Here is a 25,718-nt window from a genome sequence, read left to right on the forward strand (position 1 = left end):
GCGCCGCGCCGGGGGGTCTCCGTCCTCGGATCGGCGCGGGGGCGTTTCTCAAGAGTGTGGTGGTGTTGAGCGCCGACCGCTGCGGGCGGACACCCCCCGACACGTCGCCTTCTCGCCGTACGCGGCTTGCGGGCCGTGCCGCCCGGGCTGGGAGCGGTACGGTCCCTGGGGCTCAGTGGTGGAAGCCTGTTGCCGCCCCCTTGTCGCGGGTGGAGGGGTGGGGCTGCCTTCGTAGTTCGGGGAGGAGGCGGGTCAGGTCGTCCAGGAAGAGTTCGGCGAGGTCTGCTGAGAAGCCGTTGCGGCAGACGATGCGGAGGACCGAGAGGTCTTCGCGGTTCGCCGGGAAGGTGTACGCCGGGACCAGCCAGCCGTGTTCGCGTAGGCGGCGGGAGATGTCGAAGACGTCGTAGGTCTGGACGTGGGGGGCTGTGGTGAAGGCGAAGACCGGCAACTCGTTGCCGTGGGTGAGGAGTTTGAAGTCGCCCAGGGCCTCGATGCGTTGTGCCAGGCCTTGGGCTACGTCTCTGGTGGACTGCTGGACCGCGCGGTAGCCCTCTCGGCCCAGGCGGAGGAATGTGTAGTACTGGGCCACTACTTGGGCGCCGGGGCGGGAGAAGTTGAGGGCGAAGGTGGGCATGTCGCCGCCCAAGTAGTTGACGCGGAAGACGAGTTCCTCGGGGAGGGCCTCCTTGTCGCGCCACAGGGCCCAGCCGACGCCCGGGTAGACCAGGCCGTACTTGTGGCCCGAGGTGTTGATCGAGGCCACGCGCGGGAGGCGGAAGTCCCAGATCAGGTCCGGGTCCAGGAAGGGGGCGACCATGGCGCCGGACGCGCCGTCGACGTGGACCGGGATGTCCAGGCCCGTGCGCTCCTGGAGTGCGTCGAGGGCGGCGCAGAGGGCGGCGATCGGCTCGTAGGAGCCGTCGAACGTGGAGCCCAGGATGCCGACCACGCCGATCGTGTTCTCGTCGCACAGATCGGCCGCGGCTTGCGGGTCCAGGTGGAAGCGGTCGCCCTCCATGGGGACTTGGCGCGCTTCGACCTCCCAGAAGTTGCAGAACTTCTCCCAGCAGACCTGGACGTTGACGCCCATCACCAGGTTCGGGCGGGCTGCCGGGTAGCGGTCCTTGTTGCGCTGTGTCCAGCGGCGCTTCAGGGCCATGCCTGCGAGCATGCAGGCCTCGCTGGAGCCTGTTGTCGAGCAGCCGACGGCGGCTGAGGGGTCTGGCGCGTTCCACAGGTCTGCGAGCATCGCTACGCAGCGCTTCTCCAGCTCTGCTGTGCGGGGGTACTCGTCCTTGTCGATCATGTTCTTGTCCCGGCACTCCGCCATCAGGACGCCGGCTTCCGGCTCCATCCAGGTGGTGACGAAAGTCGCCAGGTTCAGGCGGGAGTTGCCGTCCAGCATCAGCTCGTCGTGTACGAGCTGGGCCGCCGTCATCGGAGGCAGCGGGGTGTCCGGGAGCCGGTGCTTGGGCGGGGCCTCGGACATGCCGCCGACCGGATTGGCCTCCCCGTAGAAGGGGTTCACGGACATGGGGCGCTCGGCGGACGGGTCGGGACCTTCGTGCAACGGCATGGGCTTGCCTCCGATAAGGATCAAAAGAACCAACGGGTACTAGCGAACCGGAGTTCCGTCCGCGCGCAACTGCATCTGCGGTCTCCCGGTCACCAGCAGCCAGGCCGGCAGCGAGGCGATGCAGAGGAGGGCGAGGATCGCGGGGGAGGCGACCAGGATCGCGGCCGTGAACAGGCTCACCCAGCCCTGTCGGGTGATCGCCAGGAGCATGCCGAGGACGCCCGTCGCGACTGCGAGTGCCGGGTCCACGGCCGGTACGACCGCGTGCGCGAACAGGCCGAAGGCGACGCCGATGAAGACGGACGGGAAGATTCGGCCGCCCCGGAAGCCGCAGGACGCGGCTACCAGCAGTGCCGCCAGTTTCACGACGGTCATCGTCGCGAACTGGCCCGCCGACCAGCCCTCGGGGTGTGCTGCCAGTTCCCCGACCTCGTCCAGGCCCTTGAAGAGCGTCAGATGGCCGCCCAGCGCCGCCAGGAGGCCCAGGACCAGTCCACCGGCCGGAAGCGTCAGCATGGGGTGCTTGAGGCGGGAGAAGGCGCCGTGGACGTACGGGAAGAGGTAGACGGCCGCCATGCCGAGCGCCGCTGCCAGCGGGGCCAGGATCAGGGCCGCCAGCAGGTCGCCCCAGCCGGGGCGGCCGAACGCGGGCAGGTGCAGGTCGAAGGTCGGATGGGCCACCAGGGTGGTCGTCATGGCGCCTGCCGCCGCCGCGGCGAGCGGTGCGAACACGTTGTCCCACAGGGCGCCCTTGGTCTGTCGCGCGGCCAGCGCCTCCGAGATCAGCAGCGCCGCCGCGACCGGTGTCCCGAACAGCGCCCCGATCGTCGCAGACTCGGCCAGCGCGCCCCACGCCCCGCCCGGCACCCGGGGTGCCAGCCTGCGCCCCGCCCACAGCGCGAGCCCCACGTTCACGGCGATGATCGGGTTCTCGGGACCCAGGCTCGGGCCGCCCGCGAGCATCAGCGCGGTCGCCAGGACCAGGCCGGGCAGTACTCCGGGCGGTAGCGCTACGGCTTCCAGGCCCGTGGTCGCCGGGTCTGGACCGGCGTGACCGGGGACTTTCCACACCACCAGGCCGACCGCGATGCCGGTGGCCGTCAGCATGACGAGCATCCAGAGGACCGAGTAGCGGCCGATGTTCAGGGCGTCGGGCAGGTTTTTCCAGAGCACGTGCTGGAGCTGTTCGGCCGCCTCGCTCACCCCGATGAACAACAGGCTCGCGAGCATGCCCACGACCAGTGCGGGGACGATCATCGGCAGCAGGGTGCGCGCCGGGGTCGTAGGGGCGGCTGGTGCCTGTCGCGCGCTGTCCTGGGCCACGGGCTCACCATAAGCGGGCAAAACGGACCCAACATCTTGAGATCGTGAGACGGGGGAGTGTGGGGCTTGTACCTCACGTGGCGTGAGGGCCGACCTTGGAGCGCGGACACAGAAGGGAGCGGAAGTGAGCTACTCCGTAGGACAGGTCGCCGGGTTCGCCGGGGTCACCGTGCGCACGTTGCACCACTACGACGACATCGGCCTGCTCGTCCCGAGCGAGCGCAGTCACGCGGGTCATCGGCGCTACGGCGACGCCGACCTCGACCGGCTCCAACAGGTCCTGTTCTACCGGGAACTCGGCTTTCCGCTCGACGAGGTCGCGGCCCTGCTCGACGACCCGGAGACGGACCCGCGCGCGCATCTGCGCCGGCAGCACGATCTGCTGACCGCCCGGATCGAGAAGCTCCAGAAGATGGCCGAGGCCGTGGAACACGCCATGGAGGCACGCACGATGGGCATCAATCTCACCCCCGAGGAACGCTTCGAGGTCTTCGGCGACAAGGACCCCGAGCAGTACGCCGAGGAAGCGGAACAGCGCTGGGGCGGCACCGAGGCCTACGCCGAGTCGCAGCGCCGGGCCGCCCGCTACACGAAGGCCGACTGGAAGCGACTCCAGGCCGAGGTCGACGACTGGAGCGAGCGTTACGCCGCCCTGGTGACCGCCGGCGAACTCCCCACCGGCGACGCGGCGTTGGACCTCGCCGAGGAACACCGCCTGCACATCGACCGCTGGTTCTATGCGTGCTCCTACGAGATGCACGTCTGTCTCGCCGAGATGTACGTCTCCGACGAGCGCTTCAAGGCGTTCTACGACGCGATGGCCCCGGGCCTGGCCGAGCACCTGAAGGACGCGATCCTGGCGAACGCGTCCCGGCACACCTCCTAGGGGCCCGGCCCGGGGGTACGCGCTACACCCGGGCCAGGACCACCGCCGTTCCGTAGGCGCACACCTCGGTGCCGACGTCCGCCGCCTCGGTCACGTCGAAGCGGAACGCCAGGACGCCGTTGGCGCCACGCGCGCGTGCCTGCTCGATCAGCCGCTCCATGGCCTGGTTGCGGGTCTGCACGAGGGTCTTGGTGAGCCCCTTGAGCTCACCGCCGACCATCGACTTCAGGCCCGCGCCGATCTGGCTGCCGAGATGCCGGGAGCGCACGGTCAGCCCGAACACCTCACCGATCACCTGCTCGACCCGGTACCCCGGGACGTCGTTCGTCGTCACGACCAACACATCGGCCTGCGGCCCCTGGCCGCCGCCATACTCTTCGATACCCATGGCTCACAGCTTTGTCCTACGAGATGCACAGTGCATCCTGGAGTCACCGGTGGAACCTGGGACGGACACATCGCGTTGATAGCTTTGTGCGGCTGCACCTGGACGCCGCCGCACCTCCCTCCACCCCTCAGGAGCCCGGAACCGTGATGACGCTCGCCCTCGGCCCGAGCTGGCTGGACCCCAACACCATGCTCGACCGGTTCGGGATCTGGGGCCTCCTGCTCGTGGTCTTCGCGGAGTCCGGCCTGCTCATCGGGTTCTTCCTGCCGGGTGACTCCCTGCTGTTCACCTGTGGCCTGCTGATCACCGCGGGCACCCTCGACTTCCCGCTGTGGGCGGCCGTCGCGCTGATCTGCGTGGCCGCGATCCTCGGCGACCAGGCGGGCTACATCTTCGGCAAGAAGGTCGGCCCCTCGCTCTTCAGCCGCCCGGACTCACGCCTGTTCAAGCAGGAGAACGTGGTCAAGGCGCACGAGTTCTTCGAGAAGTACGGCCCCAAGTCCCTGGTCCTGGCCCGCTTCGTGCCCATCGTGCGCACCTTCACGCCGATCATCGCCGGCGTCAGCGGCATGAAGTACCGCTCGTTCCTCACGTTCAACATCATCGGCGGCGTCCTGTGGGGCGCGGGCGTGACCCTGCTCGGCTCCTGGCTCGGCAACATCGACTTCGTCCACAAGAACATCGAAGCGATCCTCATCCTGATCGTCTTCGTCTCGGTGATCCCGATCATCATCGAGTTCCTGCGCGCCCGCTCCAAGGCCAAGAAGAACCCCCAGGAGCAGCACGGTGACCCTGCCGAGACCCAGCCGTTCCCGGTGATCATGGACGACTCGACGACCCAACTCCGCCGAGTGGACAGGCCCCAGCAGCAACCTCAGCAGCAGTACGACCAGAACAACGGCTACGACCAGTACTACGCGCAGCCCCAACAGCAGCCGACGTACCAGCAACAGCCGTACGGCAATCAGCAGCAGTACCCCCCGTACGACAACCAGGGCTACTCACAGGGCTAACTGCAACCCCTTAAGGGGCGTGGGGCTGTATCGATTTGCGGCTCCGCCGCGCGGGCGCGACCAGCCACTATGGACCCGCACCCGCCAACGATCCATGGGCCCCGAGCTATTAGGCGCTCAGAACCCCCTGGTCCGCTTGGCAGCCCGCCGCGCCCCGCCCGACGCCCCCGGAATCCGCAAGAACAACCGCGAGATCTCCGACCCCAGATTGACCCCGATCGCGATGGCCATGGCAAGAGACGCCGCCGTGGCCAACGACACCAGCCCCTGGTCGACCTTGTTCTGCGCGATGGCCAACAGCCCGAAGTACGTAGCGGAACCCGGCAACAGGGGCCCGATCGCCGCGGTCGTGTACGGCAACGCCGACGCGAACCGGTACCGCGACAGCAACTGCCCGAACAGCCCGACCAACCCCGCCGCGACAGCCGTGGACGCGACCGGCGAGATCTTCGCGACGAAGTGCATCGCCCCGTACACGGACCAGGCGACACCCCCGTTGAGGGACACCAGGAGCACGGTGGATCGTTCCTGCTGGAGCAGTACGGCGAAGGTCAACGACAGCAGGACGGACGCACCGATCTGCCACAGTGGCCGGTGGGAGTTGCCGAGGGCCACGTCCGGGTTGAGCTGCGCGCCGAGCTTCACGCCGAAGTACAGGACGATCAGGACACCGGCCACGATGCCGACGAAGAAGTACATGACTTCGAGGAGCCGGGCCGCGGCGGTGATGTAGAAGCCGGTCAGACCGTCCTGTACGCCCGCTACAAGGGCCCGCCCGGGCAGCAGGGCGAACAACCCACCAGTGATGACCGCGGAGGCCTTCACGTCGACGTTGGCGACCGTGAGGGCGACGCCTATCGCGGCCGGCGGCATCGCGGCGACCGTGAACTGGTAGAACTCCGGCAGCCCGCGCCCCGCGCACAGCCACGCCAGCCGGTCGCCCAGCATCGCGCCGAGCGCGGCGGCGAAGAACACGATGATGTCACCGCCGACAAGCACGGAGGCGGCACCCGCGAGCAGCCCGCTGGCCGAGGTCAGGACCCAGCCGGGATACGGGTGCCGGTTGCGCCGCATCTCCGCGAGCCGCCGGTACGCGTCCTCCAAGGAGAGTGCCGTTTCCGGGTCGCTGAGGTCCTGCACCAGCCGGAACACGGACGCGAGCCGCGTGTAGTCGGTGCCCCGCCGCCGTACGGTCCGGGACGCGGTCACCGGATCGTCCACCAGGGAGGGCTGGTACGAGATCGACAACAAGGTGAACGTGACAGTCGGCTCGCAGCGGTCGAGGCCGTAGGAGCGGCAGACCGCGAACATCGCCGCCTCTACGTCCTCCGCGCCCTCGCCGCCCGCGAGCAGCAACTCCCCGATGCGGAGCGTCAGATCGAGCACACGCGGTACGGCGGGACCGCTGTCGTCCGGTTTCTGCACCGGCTCCGGCGCGGGGCGTTCGGCCACCGGCATACGCAGCATCGTGCGCATCCGGTCCTGCCAGGGCACGTCCTTGGTGAGGCTGACGACGGGGATCCCGGTCGGCGGTGTGAAGGCGGGGGGTGCTTTGCGCGCGCTGTAGAGGCTGGGCGGGCTGAACGCCGAGCCCTCGGAGTCCTCGAGGGCCGGCGCGGGCGTCACGTCGAGCCCTTGAGGGACCGCGAACTCGGACGTCGTGGACGACTCCCCGTCAGCCGCCGACACGACCGCCGCCTCGACGCCCACCGGAGCCGTGAACGCGCTCCTGGCCTCGTCCGACTGCGGCTTGCGGTCCTCCGCTTCCGTCACTCCGTGGCACTCCCTGTACGACGCCTCCAGTGATCCTCAGTATGCGCACAGACATGGAAACGGGCCGCACGCGTGTGCGTGCAGCCCGTTTCCATGACCTGGGGGCTCAGTGGCCGCCCTGCTCCTTGAGTCGCTTGTACGAGCGCTCGATCTCCGCCTCGGCGTCCGTACGGCCCACCCAGTTGGCACCCTCGACCGACTTGCCGGGCTCCAGGTCCTTGTAGACCTCGAAGAAGTGCTGGATCTCCAGGCGGTCGAACTCCGACACGTGGTGGATGTCACGCAGGTGCTCCACACGCGGGTCGGACGCCGGGACGCACAGCAGCTTGTCGTCGCCGCCGGCCTCGTCGGTCATCCGGAACATGCCGATCGCGCGGCACTTGATGAGGCAGCCGGGGAAAGTCGGCTCCTCCAGGATGACCAGCGCGTCCAGCGGGTCGCCGTCCTCGCCGAGCGTGTTCTCGACAAAGCCGTAGTCGGCCGGGTAACTGGTCGAGGTGAAGAGTCGACGGTCCAGGCGGATCCGACCGGTCTCGTGGTCCACCTCGTACTTGTTCCGCGAACCCTTCGGGATCTCGATCGTGACGTCGAACTCCACCGGTGGCTCCTCCATGATCAGCACATAGTTCTGGTGGTTAAGTGTCCCTCACGCAGGTGTGTGATCGCGAAAGGGGCTGGTGGTCGTGCCGGAGCTGAGGCCTTGGCGGGCCGCGAGACCGCAGGTGGCGCGGGTCGCGCGAGCCGTCCGGCCCCGTCTCAAGCGGGCCGCGCAATCCGTGAAACCGCAGGTCACACGGCTCAACCAAGCCGTGAAACCACAGGTCACGCGGGTCACCCAGACCGTGCGGCCACAGGTCACGCGGCTCACCGAAGCCGTGTCACCGAAGGTCGCCCGGCTCGTCGGATCCGTGTCACCTCAGGTCGCGAAGTTGCCGCGGCCGAACAGGACCTGGCAGTTCACCGCCGTCGCCGCCACCGCCGGAATGGCGCTGACCGCGGTCGTGGTGACCGCCGCCGGTCCCTGGGACTCCTCGGGTCAGCGTACGGCCGAGCGCGACCACGCCGTCGCACTCGAACGGTCAGGTGGTGTAGATCACGGCCGTAATTCCGATACGTCCGCCAAGGCACCCCGGCCCGCCCCGAGTGCCGCATCCGTCCTCGTCGGCCTGGGCGGCGCCGCCAGCACCGTGAAGTCGGCCCCGACCGGCACGGCGCTCGCGGACGTCCTCACGCCCCTCCTGGACAACTCCGCGCTCGGCACCCGCCACACGGCCGCCGTCGTGGACGTGTCCACCGGAAAGCGCCTCTACGGAGTCGGCGCCGACGACGCGTTGACCCCGGCCTCGACGACGAAGATCGCCACCGCGACGGCCGCCCTCTCCGCGATGGGCGCCGACCGCCGCTTCACCACCCGCGCCGCCCTGGAGCCCGACACCAAGGAACTCGTCCTGGTCGGCGGCGGCGACCCGACCCTGACGGCCCACCAGGACGCCGAGGGCTGGGCCAGCCTGCGCACGCTGGCCGACAGGACGGCGGCGACCCTGAAGAAGCGCGGCGTGAGCCAGGTGACGCTGTCGTACGACACGACCCTGTACTCCGGTGCCGAACTCCACCCGATCGGGGTCAACGACAACCTCGCCCCGGTCAGCGCTCTGATGGCCGACGAGGGCCGCACGGACGACTCGTCCAGCGGTCAGGTGCTGCGCGTGACGGACCCGGCAGCGGACGCGGCCAAGAAATTCGCGGGCTTCCTAAAGAAGAACGGCATTTCGACGACCTCCCCGGGCCCCTCCAAGGCGACCGGCCGCGCCAGCACCCTGGCCACGGTCTCCTCTCCGCCGCTCTCCGACATCGTCGAGCGGATGCTGACCAACAGCGACAACGACATCGCGGAGGCCCTGGCCCGCCAGACCGCCATCGCGACGGGCAAGCGAGCCGACTTCGACGGCGGCGCCGCCGCGATCCAGGCTCAGCTGACCAAGCTCCAACTCCCGGTCAAGGGCGCCGTGTTCAACGACGGCAGCGGCCTCAACCGCGACGACCGCCTCACCGCAGACCTCCTGACCGCCCTCCTGGTCAAGGCCGGCGACCCGGCCCACCCCGAACTCCGCCCGGTCCTCACCGGCCTCCCCATCGCCGCGTTCACGGGCACCCTGACGAGCCGCTACACGGACGCGACGGGAGCGGCGGGCGTGGTCCGCGCCAAGACCGGCACCCTGACGGGCGTCAACACCCTCGCGGGTACGGTCGTGGACAAAGACGGCCAACTCCTGGCCTTCGCCTTCATGGCCTCCGACACGACGAGCCCCCAGGACGCCCAGGCAGCCCTGGACCACACGGCAACGGCACTGGCGGCCTGCGGCTGTTCGTGAGCAGGCTGGCCTGGCTGTGGGCAGGCGTTCCGCAAGGTGGAACGGGTGGGCACAGCCATCAACACCGGGCGCCTCGACAACAGGGGCCCACCTGACCGACCTCGCAGCCTGCCCCAAGCGGCAGCGCTCACGTACGGTTGACGCATGACGAGCATCGGTGGTGCCGAGATGGTCGACTGGAATCTCGCGGTGGCGACCGCGACCCGACTCGTGCGGCCGGGCCCCGACGTGAGCCGCGACGAGGCCCGGGCCGTCGTCGCGGAGCTGCGCCGGCATGCGAAGGCCTCGGAGCAACACGTCCGGGGCTTCACCCGGATGGGCACGGACGACATCCACGACACCCCGATCCTGGTCGTCGACCGCCCCGGCTGGGTGCGGGCGAACGTCGCCGGGTTCCGGGAGGTCCTCAAGCCGCTGCTCGACAAGATGCAGGAGCGGCGCGGCAACACCCCCGGGGGCGCCGTCTTCGGGGCGGTCGGCGGCAAGGTGACCGGTGTCGAGCTGGGCATGCTGCTGTCGTTCCTGTCCTCGCGCGTGCTCGGGCAGTACGAGACGTTCGCCCCGGCGTCCCGCGAGCTGCCGGCGGGGGCGAAGGGCGGACGGCTGCTGCTGGTCGCGCCGAACATCGTGCACGTGGAGCGCGAACTCGACGTAGAGCCGCACGACTTCCGTCTCTGGGTGTGCCTGCACGAGGAGACGCACCGCACGCAGTTCACGGCCGTGCCCTGGCTGCGTGACCACCTGGAGGGCGAGATCCAGTCTTTCTTGGGGGAGACCGAGGTCGACCCCATGACCGTGCTGGAGCGCATCCGGGAGGCCGCCCAGTCGTTGGCGGGCGGTCGGCCCGAGGGCGAGGAGGACGACGAGGGCCGGTCCCTCGTGGAGATCGTGCAGACGCCCGCGCAGCGGGAGATCCTCGGCCGGCTCACCGCCGTGATGTCCCTCCTGGAGGGGCACGCGGACTTCGTGATGGACGGCGTCGGTCCGGATGTGGTGCCGAGCGTCGCGGAGATCCGCGAGAAGTTCCAGCAGCGTCGTGCCAAGGGCGCCTCCCGGCTGGACTCGGCGCTGCGCAAGCTGCTGGGCCTGGACGCGAAGCTGCGGCAGTACCGGGACGGCGAGCGGTTCGTGCGGGCGGTCGTCGACCAGGTCGGCATGGACGGCTTCAACCGGGTGTGGACCTCTCCGAACACGTTGCCTACGAAGACGGAGATCGCCAAACCGGCGGACTGGGTCGCGCGGGTGCATCGCAAGGCCGAGTCGTGAACCGGTCGCGGGTGTGGTGAAACGAATCCGGCCGACGGCAGGCGAACGCCCCTGCAATCACCCGTCCGAGGGACCGTGAGCGATGGGTAGGCGTGCGATGCTCGGGGAACGCCCCGGTTCTGTCACCATCTACACACTCTGAGTGACCGAACCTCGGGCCAACCCCCCGAAAACTTCATGAAGGGAACCGGACATGGGTCCCCATCCTGCGGTCGCGGCGATACGCCTGGCGGTCCGCCGCGTCCTCCACGACATCCTCACCGACCACGAGGCCCTGCAGACCGCCGGCGCCTCCCGGCACACCTCGCACGAGCGCCCGCCCTCGCCGCTCGTGCTCGTCGCATGCTCCGGCGGCGCCGATTCCATGGCGCTCGCCTCCGCCCTCGCCTTCGAAGCCCCCAAGCTGGGCATCCGGGCCGGCGGCATCACCGTCGACCACGGCCTCCAGGCCGGCTCCGACCTGCGCGCCGACGAAGTCGTCCTACGGCTGCGCGAACTGGGCCTGGACCCCGTGGAGGCCACCTCTGTGACCGTGGGCCGCGAGGGCGGCCCCGAGGCAGCCGCCCGGGACGCCCGTTACGCAGCCCTCGACGACTGCGCCGCACGCCACGGCGCCGCCGCCGTCCTGCTCGGCCACACCCGCGACGACCAGGCCGAAACCGTCCTGCTGGGCCTCGCCCGCGGCTCCGGCATCCGCTCCCTGTCGGGGATGGCCGCGGTCTCGGGGGCCGACGGCCGTTACCGCCGCCCCTTCCTGCAGCTCGACCGGCAGACCGCCCGCAAGGCGTGCATGGTCCAGTCGCTGCCCGTCTGGGACGACCCGCACAACGCCGACCCCGCGTACACGCGTTCCCGTCTGCGCCACGAAGGCCTGCCCGCCCTGGAGAAGGCGCTCGGCAAAGGGGTCGTAGAAGCACTCGCCCGTACGGCGCAGCTGTCCCGGGACGACGCCGACGCCCTCGACACCTGGGCCAGCCAGGCCGAGGCCTCCGTACGGGACGCCACCGGCCTCCTGGAGTGCGCCAAGCTCTACGCCCTGCCGCCCGCCGTGCGCCGCCGTGTGCTGCGCCGGGCCGCCATCCAGGCCGGCGCCCCGGCCGGTTCGCTGTTCGCCCGGCACCTTGAGGAAGTCGACCGCCTGATCACCGGCTGGCGCGGCCAGGGAGCCATCAATCTCCCGGGCAAGGTCGTCGCCCGTCGCCAGGGTGGCAGACTGGTGATTCGGCAAGGCTGAATCGACACCCCCTCCGGGCCTCCGGGGGAGGGGCCAGGTAGTAGCCGGTTGGACGACCGAAAGTGATGCGGGTGGACGCGAAAGACATGGGTGACGACCTCCAGTCGGTGCTCATCACCAAGGAAGAGATCGACGCGAAGCTCGTGGAGCTCGCCGCGAAGATCGACGCGGAGTACGCGGGCAAGGATCTGCTGATCGTCGGCGTCCTCAAGGGCGCGGTGATGGTCATGGCGGACCTCGCCCGGGCGCTGTCCACCCCCGTCACCATGGACTGGATGGCCGTGTCGTCGTACGGCGCGGGCACCCAGTCCTCCGGTGTCGTGCGGATCCTCAAGGACCTCGACACCGACATCAAGGGGAAGCACGTCCTCATCGTCGAGGACATCATCGACTCGGGCCTGACCCTGTCCTGGCTGATCTCCAACCTCGGCTCGCGCGAGCCCGACTCGTTGAAGATCTGCACCCTGCTCCGCAAGCCGGAGGCGGCCAAGGTCGCCATCGAGGTGGAGTGGGTCGGCTTCGACATCCCGAACGAGTTCGTCGTCGGCTACGGCCTCGACTACGCCGAGAAGTACCGCAACCTCCCGTTCGTCGGTACGCTCGCGCCGCACGTCTACGGCGGCTAGAGCCACTCGGCCCAAGCCCTGTAAGACGATCGGGAACCCCAGCGGGTTTCGCGCCGTTGGAGCATGCAGACGCGTCTCCCAGCCGTCCCGTGCGACTTCGGGCAACATGGCTGGGGTACGGTCAGAAGAACTGTCTTTATCAAACTCACTATGGCAGGAGGGACGGAGCGTTCTCGCTCCGTATGGATGGACGTGAAGCGATACTTCCGTGGGCCGGTCATGTGGATCGTGCTGGCCGTCCTTGCCGTGGTCGTGTTGATGCAGGTCGTCGGCTCGTCCGGCGGCTACAAGGCGGTGGACACCGGCCAGGTCGTCCAGGCGATCAATGACAACAAGGTCGAGTCGGCCAAGATCACCACCGGTGACGAGTCGACCATCAAGGTCACGCTCAAGGACGGCGTCAAGGTCGAGGGCAGCTCCAAGATCCAGGCGAGCTACATCGGCGACCAGGGCGTGGACCTCGCGGCCACGCTGCAGACCAAGTACCAGGACAAGCAGATTCCGGACGGCTACACGGTGTCGCCGACGAAGCAGAACGCTTTCGTCGGGATCCTGCTGTCGCTGCTCCCCTTCGTCCTCATCGTGGTCGTCTTCCTGTTCCTGATGAACCAGATGCAGGGCGGCGGCTCCCGAGTCATGAACTTCGGGAAGTCCAAGGCCAAGCTCATCACCAAGGACACCCCGAAGACGACGTTCGCGGACGTCGCGGGCTCCGACGAGGCCGTCGAGGAACTGCACGAGATCAAGGAGTTCCTCCAGGAGCCGGCGAAGTTCCAGGCCGTCGGCGCCAAGATCCCCAAGGGCGTACTCCTGTACGGCCCTCCCGGCACCGGCAAGACCCTGCTGGCGCGCGCCGTCGCGGGCGAGGCCGGGGTGCCCTTCTACTCGATCTCCGGTTCCGACTTCGTCGAGATGTTCGTCGGTGTCGGTGCCTCCCGAGTCCGTGACCTGTTCGAGCAGGCCAAGGCGAACGCTCCGGCGATCGTCTTCGTCGACGAGATCGACGCGGTCGGCCGCCATCGCGGCGCCGGCCTCGGCGGTGGACACGACGAGCGCGAGCAGACGCTGAACCAGCTGCTCGTCGAGATGGACGGCTTCGACGTCAAGGGCGGCGTGATCCTCATCGCCGCGACGAACCGGCCCGACATCCTCGACCCGGCCCTCCTGCGCCCCGGCCGCTTCGACCGTCAGATCGCGGTCGACCGCCCGGACATGCAGGGCCGTCTGGAGATCCTCAAGGTCCACCAGAAGGGCAAGCCGGTCGCACCGGACGTCGATCTGTCGGCCGTCGCGCGCCGTACGCCGGGCTTCACCGGCGCGGACCTGAGCAACGTCCTCAACGAGGCCGCCCTGCTCACCGCCCGAGGCAACCGCAAGCTGATCGACAACGCCATGCTGGACGAGGCGATCGACCGTGTGGTCGCGGGCCCGCAGAAGCGGACCCGGATCATGTCGGACAAGGAGAAGAAGATCACCGCGTACCACGAGGGCGGACACGCCCTGGTCGCGGCGGCTTCCCCGAACTCCGACCCGGTGCACAAGATCACGATCCTCTCCCGAGGCCGTGCTCTGGGCTACACGATGGTGCTGCCGGAAGAGGACAAGTACTCGACCACGCGCAACGAGATGCTCGACCAGCTGGCCTACATGCTGGGCGGTCGCGCGGCCGAGGAACTGGTCTTCCACGACCCGACCACGGGCGCCGCGAACGACATCGAGAAGGCCACCGCGACGGCCCGCGCGATGGTCACGCAGTACGGCATGACCGAGCGCCTCGGCGCGATCAAGTTCGGCGGCGACAACACCGAGCCCTTCCTGGGCCGGGAGATGTCGCACCCGCGCGACTACTCGGAAGAGGTCGCCGCGCTCGTCGACGAAGAGGTCAAGAAGCTCATCGAGAACGCGCACAACGAGGCCTGGGAAATCCTGGTCGAGAACCGTGACGTGCTCGACGCGCTCGTGCTCCAGCTGCTGGAGAAGGAGACGCTGAACAAGGAGCAGATCGCCGAGATCTTCGCTCCCATCGTCCGGCGTCCGGCCCGTCCCTCCTGGACCGGCTCCTCCCGCCGTACGCCGTCCACCCGCCCGCCGGTGCTCTCCCCCAAGGAGCTGTCACTGACGAACGGGACGAACGGCGCGGGTCCCGCGATCACCGCCGGTGCGACCGCCGAGTCCTCTCCCACGCTGGAGAAGGCCCCGGAGGAGCGCCCCGAGAACTGACGCGCGTCTCACACGGCTCGAAATGGAAGCCGCGCCCCCCGGGATTTAGCCTGGGGGGCGCGGCTTTTCCATATGCCCGCAACTGAGGCGTGTGTCCGCACACGCGTGACCCGCACAGGAACGAGGCACCGCCATGACCGACCCCGTGACGCTGGACGGCGAGGGAACGATCGGCGTCTTCGACGAGAAGCGCGCCGAGAACGCCGTACGCGAGCTGTTGATCGCGGTCGGTGAGGACCCCGACCGTGAGGGGCTCAGGGAGACGCCGGCGCGGGTGGCTCGGGCGTACAAGGAGATATTCGCGGGGCTGTGGCAGAAGCCCGAGGATGTACTGACGACGACGTTCGACCTGGGGCATGACGAGATGGTCCTGGTGAAGGACATCGAGGTGCTGAGCAACTGTGAGCACCATCTGGTGCCGTTCGTCGGGGTCGCGCATGTCGGGTACATCCCGTCTGCCGACGGGAAGATCACGGGGTTGTCGAAGCTGGCTCGGCTGGTGGATGTCTTCGCTCGGCGGCCTCAGGTGCAGGAGCGGTTGACCACGCAGGTCGCGGATTCTCTGATGGAGATTCTGGAGCCGCGGGGGGTCATTGTCGTTGTTGAGTGTGAGCACATGTGCATGTCTATGCGGGGGGTGCGGAAGCCCGGCGCCAAGACCATCACGTCGGCTGTTCGTGGTCAGCTGCGGGACCCGGCGACTCGTAATGAAGCGATGAGTTTGATCATGGCTCGCTGACGGGTCACTTCGGGTGCGGGTTCGTTGTGGCTGGGCGCGCAGTTCCCCGCGCCCCTTTGGGGCGCTGAGGTGACCGGCGCCATCAGGTGACCGGGGTTGCGCCCGCCGCGTTGTTGTCGTCGTCCTCCGGGAGTTTGCAGACTCGCTCCAGGAAGATCGCCGCCGCTATGACCGCGATGCCCGCTACGACCGAGAAGCCGGCGTAGATGGCCTGGTCTCGGCGGGCGGGGATGTCGAGGGACTCCAGGAGGTAGACGCCCGTGCCGCCGTACATGCCGGAGACCAGGGCGGCCACCAGGGCGCTGGACTGGCCGAAGACGACCGCGCGGGCGGCCATCAGGGGGTCGACTCCCTTGGCGCCGGGGCGGCGCTCGCGCTGGGCCTTGAGGCGGGCGCGCAGCGAGAGCGCCGTGGCCAGCAGGACCGCGGCGATCACCGCGAGGACGATGGGCGCGGCCAGTGGGACGCTCGGCAGGGTCCCCACCGCGCTCCACAGCCGGGCCCCCGCCCAGGACAGCACTCCGGCGATCACGAACACGCCGGCCAGCACCCTGATCCGCAGCTCTCTCACGGTGTCCCTTCAGCTCCCCGTGCCCTGTCCGGGCGTAGTGGTCGTCTCGACCTTAACGACTACTCGGGCAGCCGGAGTTCCAGGTCCTTGCGGGGCGCGACACCGTCGCGGGTGATGTCGTCCAGGAGGGCGGCGACCGGGCCGTGGCCGGGCAACTGCGCCTCGGGGTCCACGTCGTGCCAGGGGACGAGGACGAAGGCCCGCTCGTGCGCGCGCGGGTGGGGGAGCGTCAGGACCGGGTCGTCCGAGACGACGTCGGCGTACGCGACGATGTCGACGTCGATCGTGCGCGCGCCCCAGCGCTCCTCGCGGACCCGGTGGAAGGCCTCCTCGACCGCGTGCGCCCGCTCCAGCAGGGAGGACGGGGGCAGGGTGGTCTTGAGGACGACGACCGCGTTGAAGTACGAGGGCTGGCTGCCGGGCTCGACGCCCCACGGCTCCGTCTCGTAGACCGGCGACACGGCCTTGATGCGGACGCCGGGGGTGTCCTCCAGGGCGTCGATCGCGCCCTGGAGGGTCTCCAGGCGGTTGCCCAGGTTCGCGCCGATGGAGATTACGGCGCGCCTCGGGTTGCTGAGGGTGGTGTCGGCGGCGTCCACCTGCTGCACCACGGAGGCGGGCACCGGCTGGACGGTCGGGTCGCTGTGACCCTCGGTGAACGAGAAGGTCATACTCGGCTCCGGGTGATGGTGACGGTCACGTCGTCGAAGGGGACGGTGATCGGGGCGTCCGGCTTGTGGACGCGGACCTCGACCTCCTCGACCCCTTCGTGCTTCAGGCAGGTCTGCGCGATGCGCTCGGCGAGGGTCTCGATGAGGTTGACGGGCTCGCCCTGGACGACGGCCACGGCCTCCTCGGCCACGATGCCGTAGTGCACGGTCTTCGCCAGGTCGTCGTCGGCGGCGGCCGGCCGGGTGTCCAGGCCCAGGACGAGGTCCACGATGAAGGTCTGGCCCTCCTCGCGCTCCTTGGGGAACACGCCGTGGTGCCCGCGGGCCTTCAGGCCGCTCAGCGCGACACGATCCACGCGAATCACTCCTGCAATCGTCGGTGGTGGCCGGTTCGTACCGTGTGCGGGCGGTACCCCGGCCTCGAACGAATCTACCTGCGGGCACTGACAACGCCGGGCCACGAGGGCGTGGGCGCTGCCCGGGGCCAGAGGATTCACAGAGCGTTTCCCCTGGGGAACCCGGTGGCTCATGGGTCGGTAGCCGCCCCTACCCCGGGGTTCGTGATTCCAACCACTTCTTCAGCCTGATGGGCGCCTACCCACTCAGGTGGGGGTGTCTTCGCTGTCGTCCTCGTCGTTTTCGGCCAGAACCGGGGACGCGTGGTGCGACCACAGTTTCCAGCCGTCGGGGGTGCGCCGGAACACGTTCGTGGCGACGACGAGCTGGCCGACCAGGGGGCCCAGTTCGTCGCTGTCGTCGGGGGAGGGGCCGCCGCTGAGGATGTTCTCCGTGCAGGTGACCAGCGCGGTGTCGCCGGTCACCGAGACGTGCACGTCGGTGAGGAAGAACTGGATGTACTCGGTGTTCGCCATGATCAGCGCGTACGACCGCAGGACCTCGCCGCGACCGGTCAGTACCGGCCAGCCCGGGTGTACGCAGGAGATCACGCCGCTGTCCGCCGGGTCGTGGTACTCCTCGTCGACGCCCAGGTCGGCCGGGGTGAGCCAGAGCGCGGACAACTCGTCGAAGTCGCCGCGCTCCAGGGTCTCGTAGAACGCGGTGTTGGCGAGTTCCACCTGCTCGACGTCGGTGTGCGGGGCGGTCACCGGGCGGCCTCGGAGTTGGTGTGCGCGGCCGGTCGGGCGCCGGGGGCGCGCGCTCCCTCGACGGCGCGGGCGACGCGTACGGCGTCGGCGGTGGCGCGGACCTCGTGGACGCGCACCGCCCAGGCGCCGGCGTGCGCCGCGAGCGCGGAGACGGCGGCCGTGGCGGCGTCGCGCTCGCGCGCGGGCGGGGGCGCGCCCTCGGGGCCGGCGAGGACGCGGCCGAGGAACCGTTTGCGGGAGGCGGCGACCAGGAGGGGGTGGCCGAGGGCGAGCAGGCGGTCGAGGTGGGCGAGGAGGACGAGGTCGTGCTCGGCGTCCTTGGAGAAGCCGAGGCCCGGGTCGACGACGATCCGGTCGGGGGCGACACCGCCGGCCAGAACGGCCTCCACGCGTGCGTGCAGTTCGTCGACGACCTCGGTGACGACGTCGTCGTAGACCCCCTTGACGTTGCCGCCCTCCAGGAAGCCGCGCCAGTGCATGACGACGAAGGGGGCGCCCGAGGCGGCGACGACCGGGATCATCGCGGGGTCCGCGAGGCCGCCGCTGACGTCGTTGACGAGGGCGGCGCCGGCGGCGAGGGCCTGCTCGGCGACGGAGGCGCGCATGGTGTCCACGGAGATGGTGACGCCCTCGGAGGCGAGACCGCGCACTACGGGGATGACGCGCTTGAGTTCCTCGGCCTCGTCGACGCGGGACGCGCCGGGGCGGGTCGACTCACCGCCGACGTCCACCAGGTCGGCGCCCTCGCTGACCAGACCCAGGCCGCGCTTCACCGCCGCCGTGGTGTCGAAGAAGCGGCCGCCGTCGGAGAAGGAGTCCGGGGTGACGTTCACGACCCCCATGACCGCGCACCGGTCCCACTCCGGAAGGCCCGTGACGCGCCCGCGTCCGCTCTGCTTGCTCATACGTTCAGCGTAGGCCCAGGAGGAGGGGGCACGGCCCTGCGGGCCGAGTGGAAGCGGGCTGGTCCGGTGGGCGCGCAGGTGTGTGGGTGGGGTCGGGGTCGTGGCGGTACGGCGAGCCCGCCGCCGGTCGGGCCCTTTGGTTGGTCAACACGGTTGAACGAAGTTGGTGCCGGCTGAGCGGCGGGCTGCGCCGTACCGCCACGACCCGCTCCCGTCTCGTCGGCGGCTGCGGGCCGGTGGGTGGGTTCCTGGGCCGTGGGCCCTCCTGTGGTGGGCCGCCTTCTTGGGGGCGTACCGGCTCGCGGCCTTGGAGCGTCTGTCGGTGGGCGTCGAGCCTTGGCGTGATCGACCGTGGCCCTTGGTGGAGCGGTCCGCTCTCGTCGCCGTAGCGCCTCGTCGTCCGCGTGACGGCCTCCGGGGCGGGTGCGCGGAAAGCTCGGGCCCGGACCGGGCAAGTCCCCCAGCCGGGGCTGGAGTTCTCGCTCGGGCCGGGCCCGTTGGTCAGGCTGCCCGTACATCCCGTTCTGCCAGGCCGTGGGTGCAGGCCGGGGCCGTGGTGGTGCGGCGGCGGAGGAAGCGGGGGAGGGGGAGGGCCAGGTTGACGAAGCCCTCGGCCTGCATCGCTGCGAAGCCGATGCGGGGGAGGTCGCCGGAGGCGCGGTAGACGACGAAGCGGGGTTCCCAGCGGGGCTGGAACTTCGCGTTGAACTTGTACAGGGACTCGATCTGGAACCAGCGGGACAGGAAGACGAGCAGTCCGCGCCAGGCGCGCAGCACCGGGCCCGCGCCGATCTTCTCGCCGCGGGCGAGCGCCGCGCGGAACATCGCGAAGTTGAGCGACACGCGCGTGATGCCGAGCTTCGGGGCCGCCTGGAGGGAGGCCACGATCAGCAGCTCGTTCATGCCCGGGTCCGCCGCGCGGTCACGGCGCATCAGGTCCAGCGACATGCCGTCCGTGCCCCAGGGCACGAAGTGCAGGATCGCCTTCAAGTCGCCGTACTCGCCCGGCTCTTCGTCCGCCTTGTGGGCGGTCGCGATGAAGCAGTCGCCGTCCTCCGGGTCGCCGATGCGGCCGAGCGCCATGGAGAAACCGCGCTCGGTGTCGGTGCCCCGCCAGGCCTCCGCGGCGAGCCGGATCCGCTCCAACTCGCCCTCGCCGAGGTCACGTACACGCCGTACCCGGGTTTCGTAGCCGGCCCGCTCGATGCGCTTCACCATTTGGCGTACGTTGCGCATCGCGCGCCCGGCGAGCGAGAAATCCGCCACGTCGACCACCGCCTCGTCGCCCAGTTCGAGGGCGTCGAGACCGGTCTCGCGGGTCCACACCTCGCCGCCCGTCTCCGAGCAGCCCATGACGGCGGGCGTCCAGGAGTGGGCCTTCGCCTCGTCCATGAACCGCTCGATGGCGCCCGGCCAGGCCTCCACGTCGCCGATGGGGTCACCACTGGCGAGCATCACTCCGGAGACCACGCGGTACGTCACCGCCGCCTTGCCGCTGGGCGAGAAGACGACGGCCTTGTCGCGGCGCAGGGCGAAGTGGCCCAGCGAGTCGCGGCGGCCGTGCTTCTCCAGGAGGGCGCGCAGGTGCGTCTCGTCCTCCGGGGTGAGCTGTGCGGCCGGGTGTTCGGGGCGGAACGCGAGGTAGATCGTCGTCACGGCGGTGAGCAGGCCGAGGGCGCCGAGCGAGAACGCGACCGTCCAGGAGGTGCTGCCCTCGTAGTCGACCGGTCCCTCGAAGCCGAACAGGCCGTACAGGACGTGCGTAATCCGATCGGCCAGGCTCGGGTCGCCGACCATGCGCTTGGAGTGGACGCTGACGATGACCAGTCCGAGGACGAGGGAACCGGCGCCCATGAGCACGAAGTTGGCGAGCGCGCGCCACCTGCTGCGCGGGTCGGGCAGCGCCCGGAACTCGTCCCGGTGCAGCAGCAGCGGCGCGAGCAGCGCGGCCGAGATGACGACTCCTATAAGGGAGTGCCGGTACGCGAACTGTGCCACCGCGCCCGCCGGAAGCAGCGCGACGGCGGCCCGCCACGCCCGGCGCTTGCGCCGCCTGAGCCCGTGCGCGAGGAGCAGCAACAGCACGCCGGCGCTGAGCGAGAGCGCCGCGGCGAAGGGACCGAGCGCACCCGGCAGCACCTCGGCCATCGTGTGCATACGGCTGTGCCGGAAGCGCGGGAACACCCCCGCGGCGATGTCCAGCAGGCCGACGAGGGCGCAGGCCCTGGCGACGAGCGTGGGAACGACCTCGGGGCGCGGACCTCGGACTATGCGCCGGACCCGGCCTGAACGGCTCGGAACCCCACCCGACATTTCCCCATCTATCCTGACAGACATCGCATCCCGTAGTTCTGCGAGAGACCTTGGATCCGGGCCCGATTCGGGCATCCGGCGACATTGCGCCCTCTAGGACGGTGTCTAGAGGAAGGAGGTTCCTTCCTCACCGAAAAGCCGGTTCAAAGGCAGAGGAAAGCCCGGGGCAAGCGTTCGCGAAAGTTGCGTGCGCCATGGGCGGAAAGCGCAGGCGGGGACAGCTCATGGGACTCACGAGCAGGAAAGTGCTGGTACTGGCGGTCGTGTGCGCCGTACTGCTGTTCATCGGCACAGTATGGCTGTGGCCCCGCCTGGCCAGACGCAATTGGCGGGCCGTCAGCGGACGCGTGGGCCTGCTCCTGGCCACCCAGTTGGTGCTCTTCGCCTCGGTCGGCCTCGGCGCCAACCAGGCCTACGGTTTCTACGCCAGCTGGGCCGACCTGTTCGGCAAGGAGACCGGCCAGGGAGTGGTCGTCGACAACTCGGCGCTCCAAGGCGCCGGCGGACCGGTCCAAGTGGTCGACACCCGGCGGGTGGACGCACCGGGCGGCTCCTCGCGGCCGCAGAGCGTAGGCCAGGTGCAGCGGGTCGACATAGCGGGTCGTACGACCCACATCACCACCCCCGCGTACGTGTACCTGCCGCCGGAGTACTTCCAGCCGCGCAACCGCACCCGCTCGTTCCCGGCGACGGTCGTCCTCACGGGGTACCCGGGCACGGCCCAGGCGCTCGTCGACAAGCTGAACTACCCGCGCACGGCCCTGGAGTTGGCCAGGGCCGGACGCATGCAGCCGATGATCCTGGTGATGATGCGGCCCACGGTGGCGCCGCCGCGCGACACGGAGTGCGTGGACGTCCCGGGCGGGCCGCAGACCGAGTCGTTCTTCGCCAAGGACCTTCCCGACGCCGTGACGGCCCACTACAGGGTGAGCAAGAAGCCCGGGAGTTGGGGCATCATCGGCGATTCCACGGGCGGTTACTGCGCCCTGAAACTCGCCCTGCACCACCCCGGGGTGTACGCCGCGGCGGCCGGCCTGTCGCCGTACTACAAGGCACCGAACGACCCCACCACGGGAAACCTCTTCCAGGGCGACGAGACGCGGCGGAACGAGGCCGACCTGTCGTGGTACATCAAGCACCGGCCCGCGCCCGACACCTCACTGCTCGTCACCAGCAGCAGGGTCGGCGAACACAACTACAACGACACCCTGAAATTCATCGACCAGGTGAAGGCCAGGAACTCCACCCGTATCTCGTCGATCATCCTGGACAGCGGCGGCCACAACTTCAACACCTGGCGACGGGAGATCCCGCCGGCCCTCCAGTGGATCAGCGGGCGGCTCACCGACTGGTGGAAGTGACCGCCGGACCCGGGTGAGGAAACAGGGGTGGCTGTGTTTTTACCGGGCGGGGCACCATCATTCGCCTACGCGCGGTAAGTTTCTGGCCATGCCACGTGGACGTCACCGCCATTCCCCGCCGCTGCACCGGCTGTTGCCCCCCTCGGCGATCGCAGGGGTGTCGCTCGTCTGCGCCTTCGGGCCCTGGGTCTTCTCGCAACCGGCGGCGCTCCGCATAGTCGCGGCCATCGCCGCCGCGACCGCGCTCGTCGGCGCGGCGTTCATGCGCCGCTGGGACACACAGGCGGGCAAGCAGGTGGCCGACCTCGTACGCGCGCGTACGAGCGACGAGTGGCGCTACGAGGAGCGGCTCGCCGAGCTGGAGTCCGACCTCGACGAGTCGCGCGAACTCCGCGTCAAGCTGGAGCACAAGCTGCGCGCCAAGCGCACGGAGCTGGCGGGCCTGCGCAACGAACACGCGGCCCTGCTGCGCCGGTACGCCACGGCGGAGACCGAGCGCGCGAGCGCCCTGGAGGGCCGCCGGCTGCTGGAGATAGAGGCCGCGGAGCCCACGCGCGCGTTGCCACCGGTTCCGGTGGACGACGACGAGGCCTCGGTGGACGTGGAGTTGGAACTCCAGGACGACGTTCCCGAGACGGACGACACCGAGGCTGTGGCTGCTTCGGTCGACTCCGAGGACGAGACGGACGCCGAGGGCGAGACCGACACCGACGCCGAGGGTGACACCGAGGACGAGGAGTCGGAGGCGGACGAGGTCGCCGCGGCCGTCGAGGAGAAGAAGCCCGCGGAGTCCACGGTGTTCTCCCCGGAGGGCTCCAAGCTGTTCCTGCGCGCCAAGGCCGCGCTGGTCCGGCTAGACGACGACAACGAGACCCCGGCGCCAGCGCCGAAGGACTCCACGCCGAAGGACTCTGCACCCAAGGACCTCGCGTCGAACGATCCCGCCCCGAAGGACCTCGCTCCGAAGGACGAGGACTCCGCGCGGGCCACGGGCGAACCCGCCCCGGTGCCGGCCGACAGCGGCGGGTCCGAGTCGGAGGCCGCGCAGGAGGACGAGGCGGAGGGGAAGCCCGAGGCGGTCGACGGGCATGAGCACGCGGCCGCCGTTCCCCCGGCCGCGACATCCGCACAGCCCGCCCAACCCGCCCCGTCCGCGCAGCCGTCCGGTCACTTCACCGTGCCGACCGCGGTGGCCGTCGTACCGGCGTCTCCCGTACGGCGGCCGATGGTCGAGGGCGGTTTCGACTTCTTCGGTATGCAGAAGGGCGCCACGTCCGCCGCGATGGACGCCGTGCAGAACGAGGACCTCGCCGACGTCGTGGGCCAGGAGGCCCTCGCCGTGCACAAGGCCGAGGCCGAGGCGCAGTTCAAGCCGGCCGACGAGCGGTCGCGCGATGTCGGCGTCGGCCAGGTCATCGACCTGACGGCCCACGACGAGACCGAGCAGATCAACCTTCACGGCCTGCGCAGCGCGGCCTCCTGACCGACCCTCAGGCCATCCAGCGGTCCGGGCGGGCGTCCCTGCGGCCCGTCCGGGACCGCTCGGCCTGGCCGCGGAGCAGCTCCGCGGCCTCCTCGGCGTCCCGCAGACGCGCTGTGACGGTCTCATTGGCCCCGGTGTCCACGTGCACCTCGGCAAGCCGCCAGAGGCGCTCCCAGGGCCCTTGCTTCAGCCGAATGCTCTGCACCTTCGCGTGCGGTACCAGCGACAGGCTCCGGCGGAGCAGTCCGTGCCGGGCCGCGAACACCGTGTCGGTGACCGCGAGGCCGTAGCCGCGCCACCACAGCGGCATGCACCGGCCAGCCCGTCGCGGGGGTCGGGACAGCTCCTCGTGCGACGGCACGGTCACGCCGGGCAGCACGCGCGTGACGACCGACTCGGCGATCTCGCGCGGGGCGACCGGCACCAGCACGGAGTTGGCCGAGCCGGCCACGTCCAGCTCGACCCGCACCCAGCCGCGCCGCCGCCACAGCAGCGGCTCCACGATCCGTACGGTCTGCACCCGGCCCGGCGGGACCGTCTCGTGCGTGCGGTCCAGCAGCCCGTGGTCGATGCGCAGCCCGTCCGGGGACTCACCCACCGTCCAGTCGTACTCGCCGACGAACCGCCCCACACTGCTCGCGCCCGCCGCGCCCAGCAGCGGCAGCGCGGTCGCGAGGACCGTCCACACGCTGTGGGTGGCGAACCACAGCAGCGGCGGTACGACGAGTGCGGCGGCCAGGGAGCCCCAGGTGGCGCCGGTCAGCACCAGGGACACCGCGAGGACCCCGGCCGGCACGTGCAGCAGTTGCTGCGCGGGTGCCTCGCCGACCTCGTGCGCGGTCTCGGGCGCGAACCCGGCCGCCCGCGCGAGGAGTTCGGCCCGCAGCGCCCGAGCCTCGCCCTCGCCCAGGAAGGCGAGCTCGTCCTTCTTGTCGGTCCCCACGACGTCCAGCTTCAGCTTGGCGACGCCCGCCACGCGCGCGAGGAGGGGCTGTGTCACGTCGACGGCCTGGATGCGCTCCAGCCGGATGTGCGCGGTGCGCCGGAACAACAGGCCGGTACGGATGCGCAGTTCGGTGTCGGTCACCGCGAAGTGCGTGAACCACCAGGTCAGAAAGCCGTAGAGGCCGGCGGCCGGCACGATCACGGCCAGCGCGATCAGGAGGGTGATGGTGGTCAGCCTGGTCAGCTGTTCCTGCGCCTGGTTGGGGTCGTGCACCGCCCACCCGATGATCACGGCGACCGGCGCCCACGCCCGCCGCAACGGCGTCACCGGATGCAACCGCCGCTCCACGAGCGGCACTTGTTCCCGTACGACCTCGGTGGCCCCGGGTACGTCCTTGTCGGCGCCCGGCGTCGTCACAGCCCCGCCGATCGGGCCTCGCCCAGTTCGGTGAGCCGGTCGCGCAGCCGCTCGGCCTCGGCCGGCACGAGCCCCGGGATGGTCGCGTCGGTCGCTGCGGCGGCCGTGTGCAGTTGCACGCTGGCCAGCCCGAAGCGCCGCTCCACGGGCCCCGAGGTCACCTCCACGAGCTGCATCCGCCCGTACGGCACGATCGTCTCGTGGTGCCACAGCACACCTCGGGTGATCAGCAGGTCGTCGGCGCGCTCGGCGTACCTCCAGGAGCGCCAGTTGCGGCCCAGCAGCACCCAGCCCCACGCCATCAGGGCGAGCGGCAGCAGCGCGAACGCCGCCCAGGCGGTCCCCGCGAACAGGCTCAGGAGCAGCCCCAGGACCACCGTCAGCAGCCCCATCCACACCACCAGCAACAGGCGTCGCATCTTCAGCAGCCCCGGCGGCAGCCCGGTCCACACCGGCTCGCGCGCCGCGCCGTCCTGGGCGGCAGTCCCCGTTTCCATGCCGCAAGCGTACGTACGAGAGACTGTGT

23 protein-coding genes are annotated in these 25,718 nt (G+C 70.0%); 10 read left to right on the forward strand and 13 right to left on the reverse strand.

The window, feature by feature from the left end:
• Positions 1-172: 172 nt before the first annotated feature.
• Both ACIBK4_RS48720 and ACIBK4_RS48725 read right to left on the reverse strand, forming a co-directional pair.
• Entirely contained in the window at positions 173-1,579 is a 1,407-nt protein-coding gene (locus tag ACIBK4_RS48720; protein WP_399006329.1) for a glutamate decarboxylase, read from the reverse strand.
• A gap of 39 nt (positions 1,580-1,618) precedes the next feature.
• Positions 1,619-2,902 (reverse strand): ion channel protein, encoded by a 1,284-nt coding sequence (locus ACIBK4_RS48725; RefSeq protein WP_399006331.1) that lies wholly within the window; start codon positions 2,900-2,902, stop codon positions 1,619-1,621.
• Positions 2,903-3,026: 124 nt separating this feature from the next.
• On the opposite strand from ACIBK4_RS48725, the gene ACIBK4_RS48730 reads away from it, so the two are divergent.
• Entirely contained in the window at positions 3,027-3,788 is a 762-nt protein-coding gene (locus ACIBK4_RS48730) for a MerR family transcriptional regulator (RefSeq protein WP_399006333.1), read from the forward strand.
• A gap of 22 nt (positions 3,789-3,810) precedes the next feature.
• Here ACIBK4_RS48730 and ACIBK4_RS48735 read toward each other — a convergent pair whose 3' ends face one another.
• On the reverse strand, positions 3,811-4,176 hold the full coding sequence (locus ACIBK4_RS48735) for a YbjQ family protein (protein ID WP_359613974.1): 366 nt from the start codon (positions 4,174-4,176) through the stop codon (positions 3,811-3,813).
• Between the two features lie 146 nt (positions 4,177-4,322).
• On the opposite strand from ACIBK4_RS48735, the gene ACIBK4_RS48740 reads away from it, so the two are divergent.
• A complete protein-coding gene (locus ACIBK4_RS48740) occupies positions 4,323-5,189 on the forward strand; it encodes a DedA family protein (protein WP_399006442.1) in 867 nt (288 codons plus the stop codon).
• Positions 5,190-5,306: 117 nt separating this feature from the next.
• Here ACIBK4_RS48740 and ACIBK4_RS48745 read toward each other — a convergent pair whose 3' ends face one another.
• Together ACIBK4_RS48745 and ACIBK4_RS48750 are read right to left on the reverse strand one after the other, a co-directional pair.
• The gene (locus ACIBK4_RS48745; protein WP_399006335.1) at positions 5,307-6,962 is read right to left on the reverse strand and encodes a threonine/serine exporter ThrE family protein; all 1,656 of its coding nucleotides are present in this window, start codon (positions 6,960-6,962) and stop codon (positions 5,307-5,309) included.
• Between the two features lie 106 nt (positions 6,963-7,068).
• Positions 7,069-7,560 (reverse strand): inorganic diphosphatase, encoded by a 492-nt coding sequence (locus ACIBK4_RS48750; RefSeq protein WP_019070224.1) that lies wholly within the window; start codon positions 7,558-7,560, stop codon positions 7,069-7,071.
• Positions 7,561-7,639: 79 nt separating this feature from the next.
• Here ACIBK4_RS48750 and dacB point away from each other — a divergent pair, with 79 nt between their 5' ends.
• The 6 genes from dacB to folE all read left to right on the forward strand — a co-directional run bounded on the left by dacB (position 7,640) and on the right by folE (position 15,419).
• The gene (gene dacB / locus ACIBK4_RS48755) at positions 7,640-9,334 is read left to right on the forward strand and encodes a D-alanyl-D-alanine carboxypeptidase/D-alanyl-D-alanine-endopeptidase (RefSeq protein ID WP_399006338.1); all 1,695 of its coding nucleotides are present in this window, start codon (positions 7,640-7,642) and stop codon (positions 9,332-9,334) included.
• 144 nt (positions 9,335-9,478) lie between these two features.
• A complete protein-coding gene (locus ACIBK4_RS48760) occupies positions 9,479-10,600 on the forward strand; it encodes a zinc-dependent metalloprotease (RefSeq protein WP_399006340.1) in 1,122 nt (373 codons plus the stop codon).
• Between the two features lie 193 nt (positions 10,601-10,793).
• Complete coding sequence (gene tilS, locus ACIBK4_RS48765; protein ID WP_366436855.1) at positions 10,794-11,834, forward strand: tRNA lysidine(34) synthetase TilS; 1,041 nt, start codon at positions 10,794-10,796, stop codon at positions 11,832-11,834.
• Between the two features lie 65 nt (positions 11,835-11,899).
• Entirely contained in the window at positions 11,900-12,460 is a 561-nt protein-coding gene (hpt, locus tag ACIBK4_RS48770; RefSeq protein ID WP_033286141.1) for a hypoxanthine phosphoribosyltransferase, read from the forward strand.
• 186 nt (positions 12,461-12,646) lie between these two features.
• Positions 12,647-14,680 carry an ATP-dependent zinc metalloprotease FtsH gene (gene ftsH, locus ACIBK4_RS48775; RefSeq protein ID WP_399006342.1) on the forward strand — a complete coding sequence of 678 codons (2,034 nt, stop codon included), beginning with the start codon at positions 12,647-12,649 and terminating at the stop codon, positions 14,678-14,680.
• Between the two features lie 133 nt (positions 14,681-14,813).
• The gene (gene folE, locus ACIBK4_RS48780) at positions 14,814-15,419 is read left to right on the forward strand and encodes a GTP cyclohydrolase I FolE (RefSeq protein ID WP_043685319.1); all 606 of its coding nucleotides are present in this window, start codon (positions 14,814-14,816) and stop codon (positions 15,417-15,419) included.
• Positions 15,420-15,501: 82 nt separating this feature from the next.
• On the opposite strand, the gene ACIBK4_RS48785 is transcribed toward folE, so the two are convergent.
• The 6 genes from ACIBK4_RS48785 to ACIBK4_RS48810 form a co-directional block, all read right to left on the reverse strand.
• The gene (locus ACIBK4_RS48785) at positions 15,502-15,990 is read right to left on the reverse strand and encodes a DUF3180 domain-containing protein (RefSeq protein ID WP_399006345.1); all 489 of its coding nucleotides are present in this window, start codon (positions 15,988-15,990) and stop codon (positions 15,502-15,504) included.
• 59 nt (positions 15,991-16,049) lie between these two features.
• Complete coding sequence (folK, locus tag ACIBK4_RS48790) at positions 16,050-16,661, reverse strand: 2-amino-4-hydroxy-6-hydroxymethyldihydropteridine diphosphokinase (protein WP_399006347.1); 612 nt, start codon at positions 16,659-16,661, stop codon at positions 16,050-16,052.
• The gene (folB, locus tag ACIBK4_RS48795) at positions 16,658-17,017 is read right to left on the reverse strand and encodes a dihydroneopterin aldolase (RefSeq protein WP_399006349.1); all 360 of its coding nucleotides are present in this window, start codon (positions 17,015-17,017) and stop codon (positions 16,658-16,660) included. Before folB ends, folK begins: the two co-directional genes overlap by 4 nt.
• Positions 17,018-17,263: 246 nt before the next feature.
• The gene (locus ACIBK4_RS48800) at positions 17,264-17,767 is read right to left on the reverse strand and encodes a nuclear transport factor 2 family protein (RefSeq protein ID WP_366436851.1); all 504 of its coding nucleotides are present in this window, start codon (positions 17,765-17,767) and stop codon (positions 17,264-17,266) included.
• On the reverse strand, positions 17,764-18,672 hold the full coding sequence (folP, locus tag ACIBK4_RS48805; protein WP_399006351.1) for a dihydropteroate synthase: 909 nt from the start codon (positions 18,670-18,672) through the stop codon (positions 17,764-17,766). The genes ACIBK4_RS48800 and folP overlap by 4 nt, the downstream gene beginning before the upstream one ends.
• A 501-nt stretch (positions 18,673-19,173) precedes the next feature.
• Positions 19,174-20,985, reverse strand: coding sequence for a phosphatidylglycerol lysyltransferase domain-containing protein (locus tag ACIBK4_RS48810; protein WP_366436849.1), 1,812 nt, complete (start codon positions 20,983-20,985; stop codon positions 19,174-19,176).
• A gap of 224 nt (positions 20,986-21,209) precedes the next feature.
• Between ACIBK4_RS48810 and ACIBK4_RS48815 the strand changes: the two genes are divergently transcribed.
• Positions 21,210-22,346, forward strand: a complete 1,137-nt coding sequence (locus ACIBK4_RS48815) for an alpha/beta hydrolase (RefSeq protein ID WP_399006354.1) — start codon at positions 21,210-21,212, stop codon at positions 22,344-22,346.
• An 88-nt stretch (positions 22,347-22,434) separates the two neighbouring features.
• A complete protein-coding gene (locus tag ACIBK4_RS48820) occupies positions 22,435-23,829 on the forward strand; it encodes a hypothetical protein (protein ID WP_399006356.1) in 1,395 nt (464 codons plus the stop codon).
• A 7-nt stretch (positions 23,830-23,836) separates the two neighbouring features.
• Here the strand turns inward: ACIBK4_RS48820 and ACIBK4_RS48825 are convergent, their stop codons facing one another.
• Together ACIBK4_RS48825 and ACIBK4_RS48830 are read right to left on the reverse strand one after the other, a co-directional pair.
• Positions 23,837-25,192: a PH domain-containing protein gene (locus ACIBK4_RS48825; protein WP_399006358.1), complete on the reverse strand. Its 1,356-nt coding sequence runs from the start codon at positions 25,190-25,192 to the stop codon at positions 23,837-23,839.
• Positions 25,189-25,689, reverse strand: a complete 501-nt coding sequence (locus ACIBK4_RS48830) for a PH domain-containing protein (RefSeq protein WP_399006360.1) — start codon at positions 25,687-25,689, stop codon at positions 25,189-25,191. The genes ACIBK4_RS48825 and ACIBK4_RS48830 overlap by 4 nt, the downstream gene beginning before the upstream one ends.
• Between the last annotated feature and the right edge of the window lie 29 nt (positions 25,690-25,718).

Source organism: Streptomyces sp. NPDC050528 (genome assembly GCF_044457795.1).
In the GTDB taxonomy this organism is placed as follows: domain Bacteria; phylum Actinomycetota; class Actinomycetes; order Streptomycetales; family Streptomycetaceae; genus Streptomyces.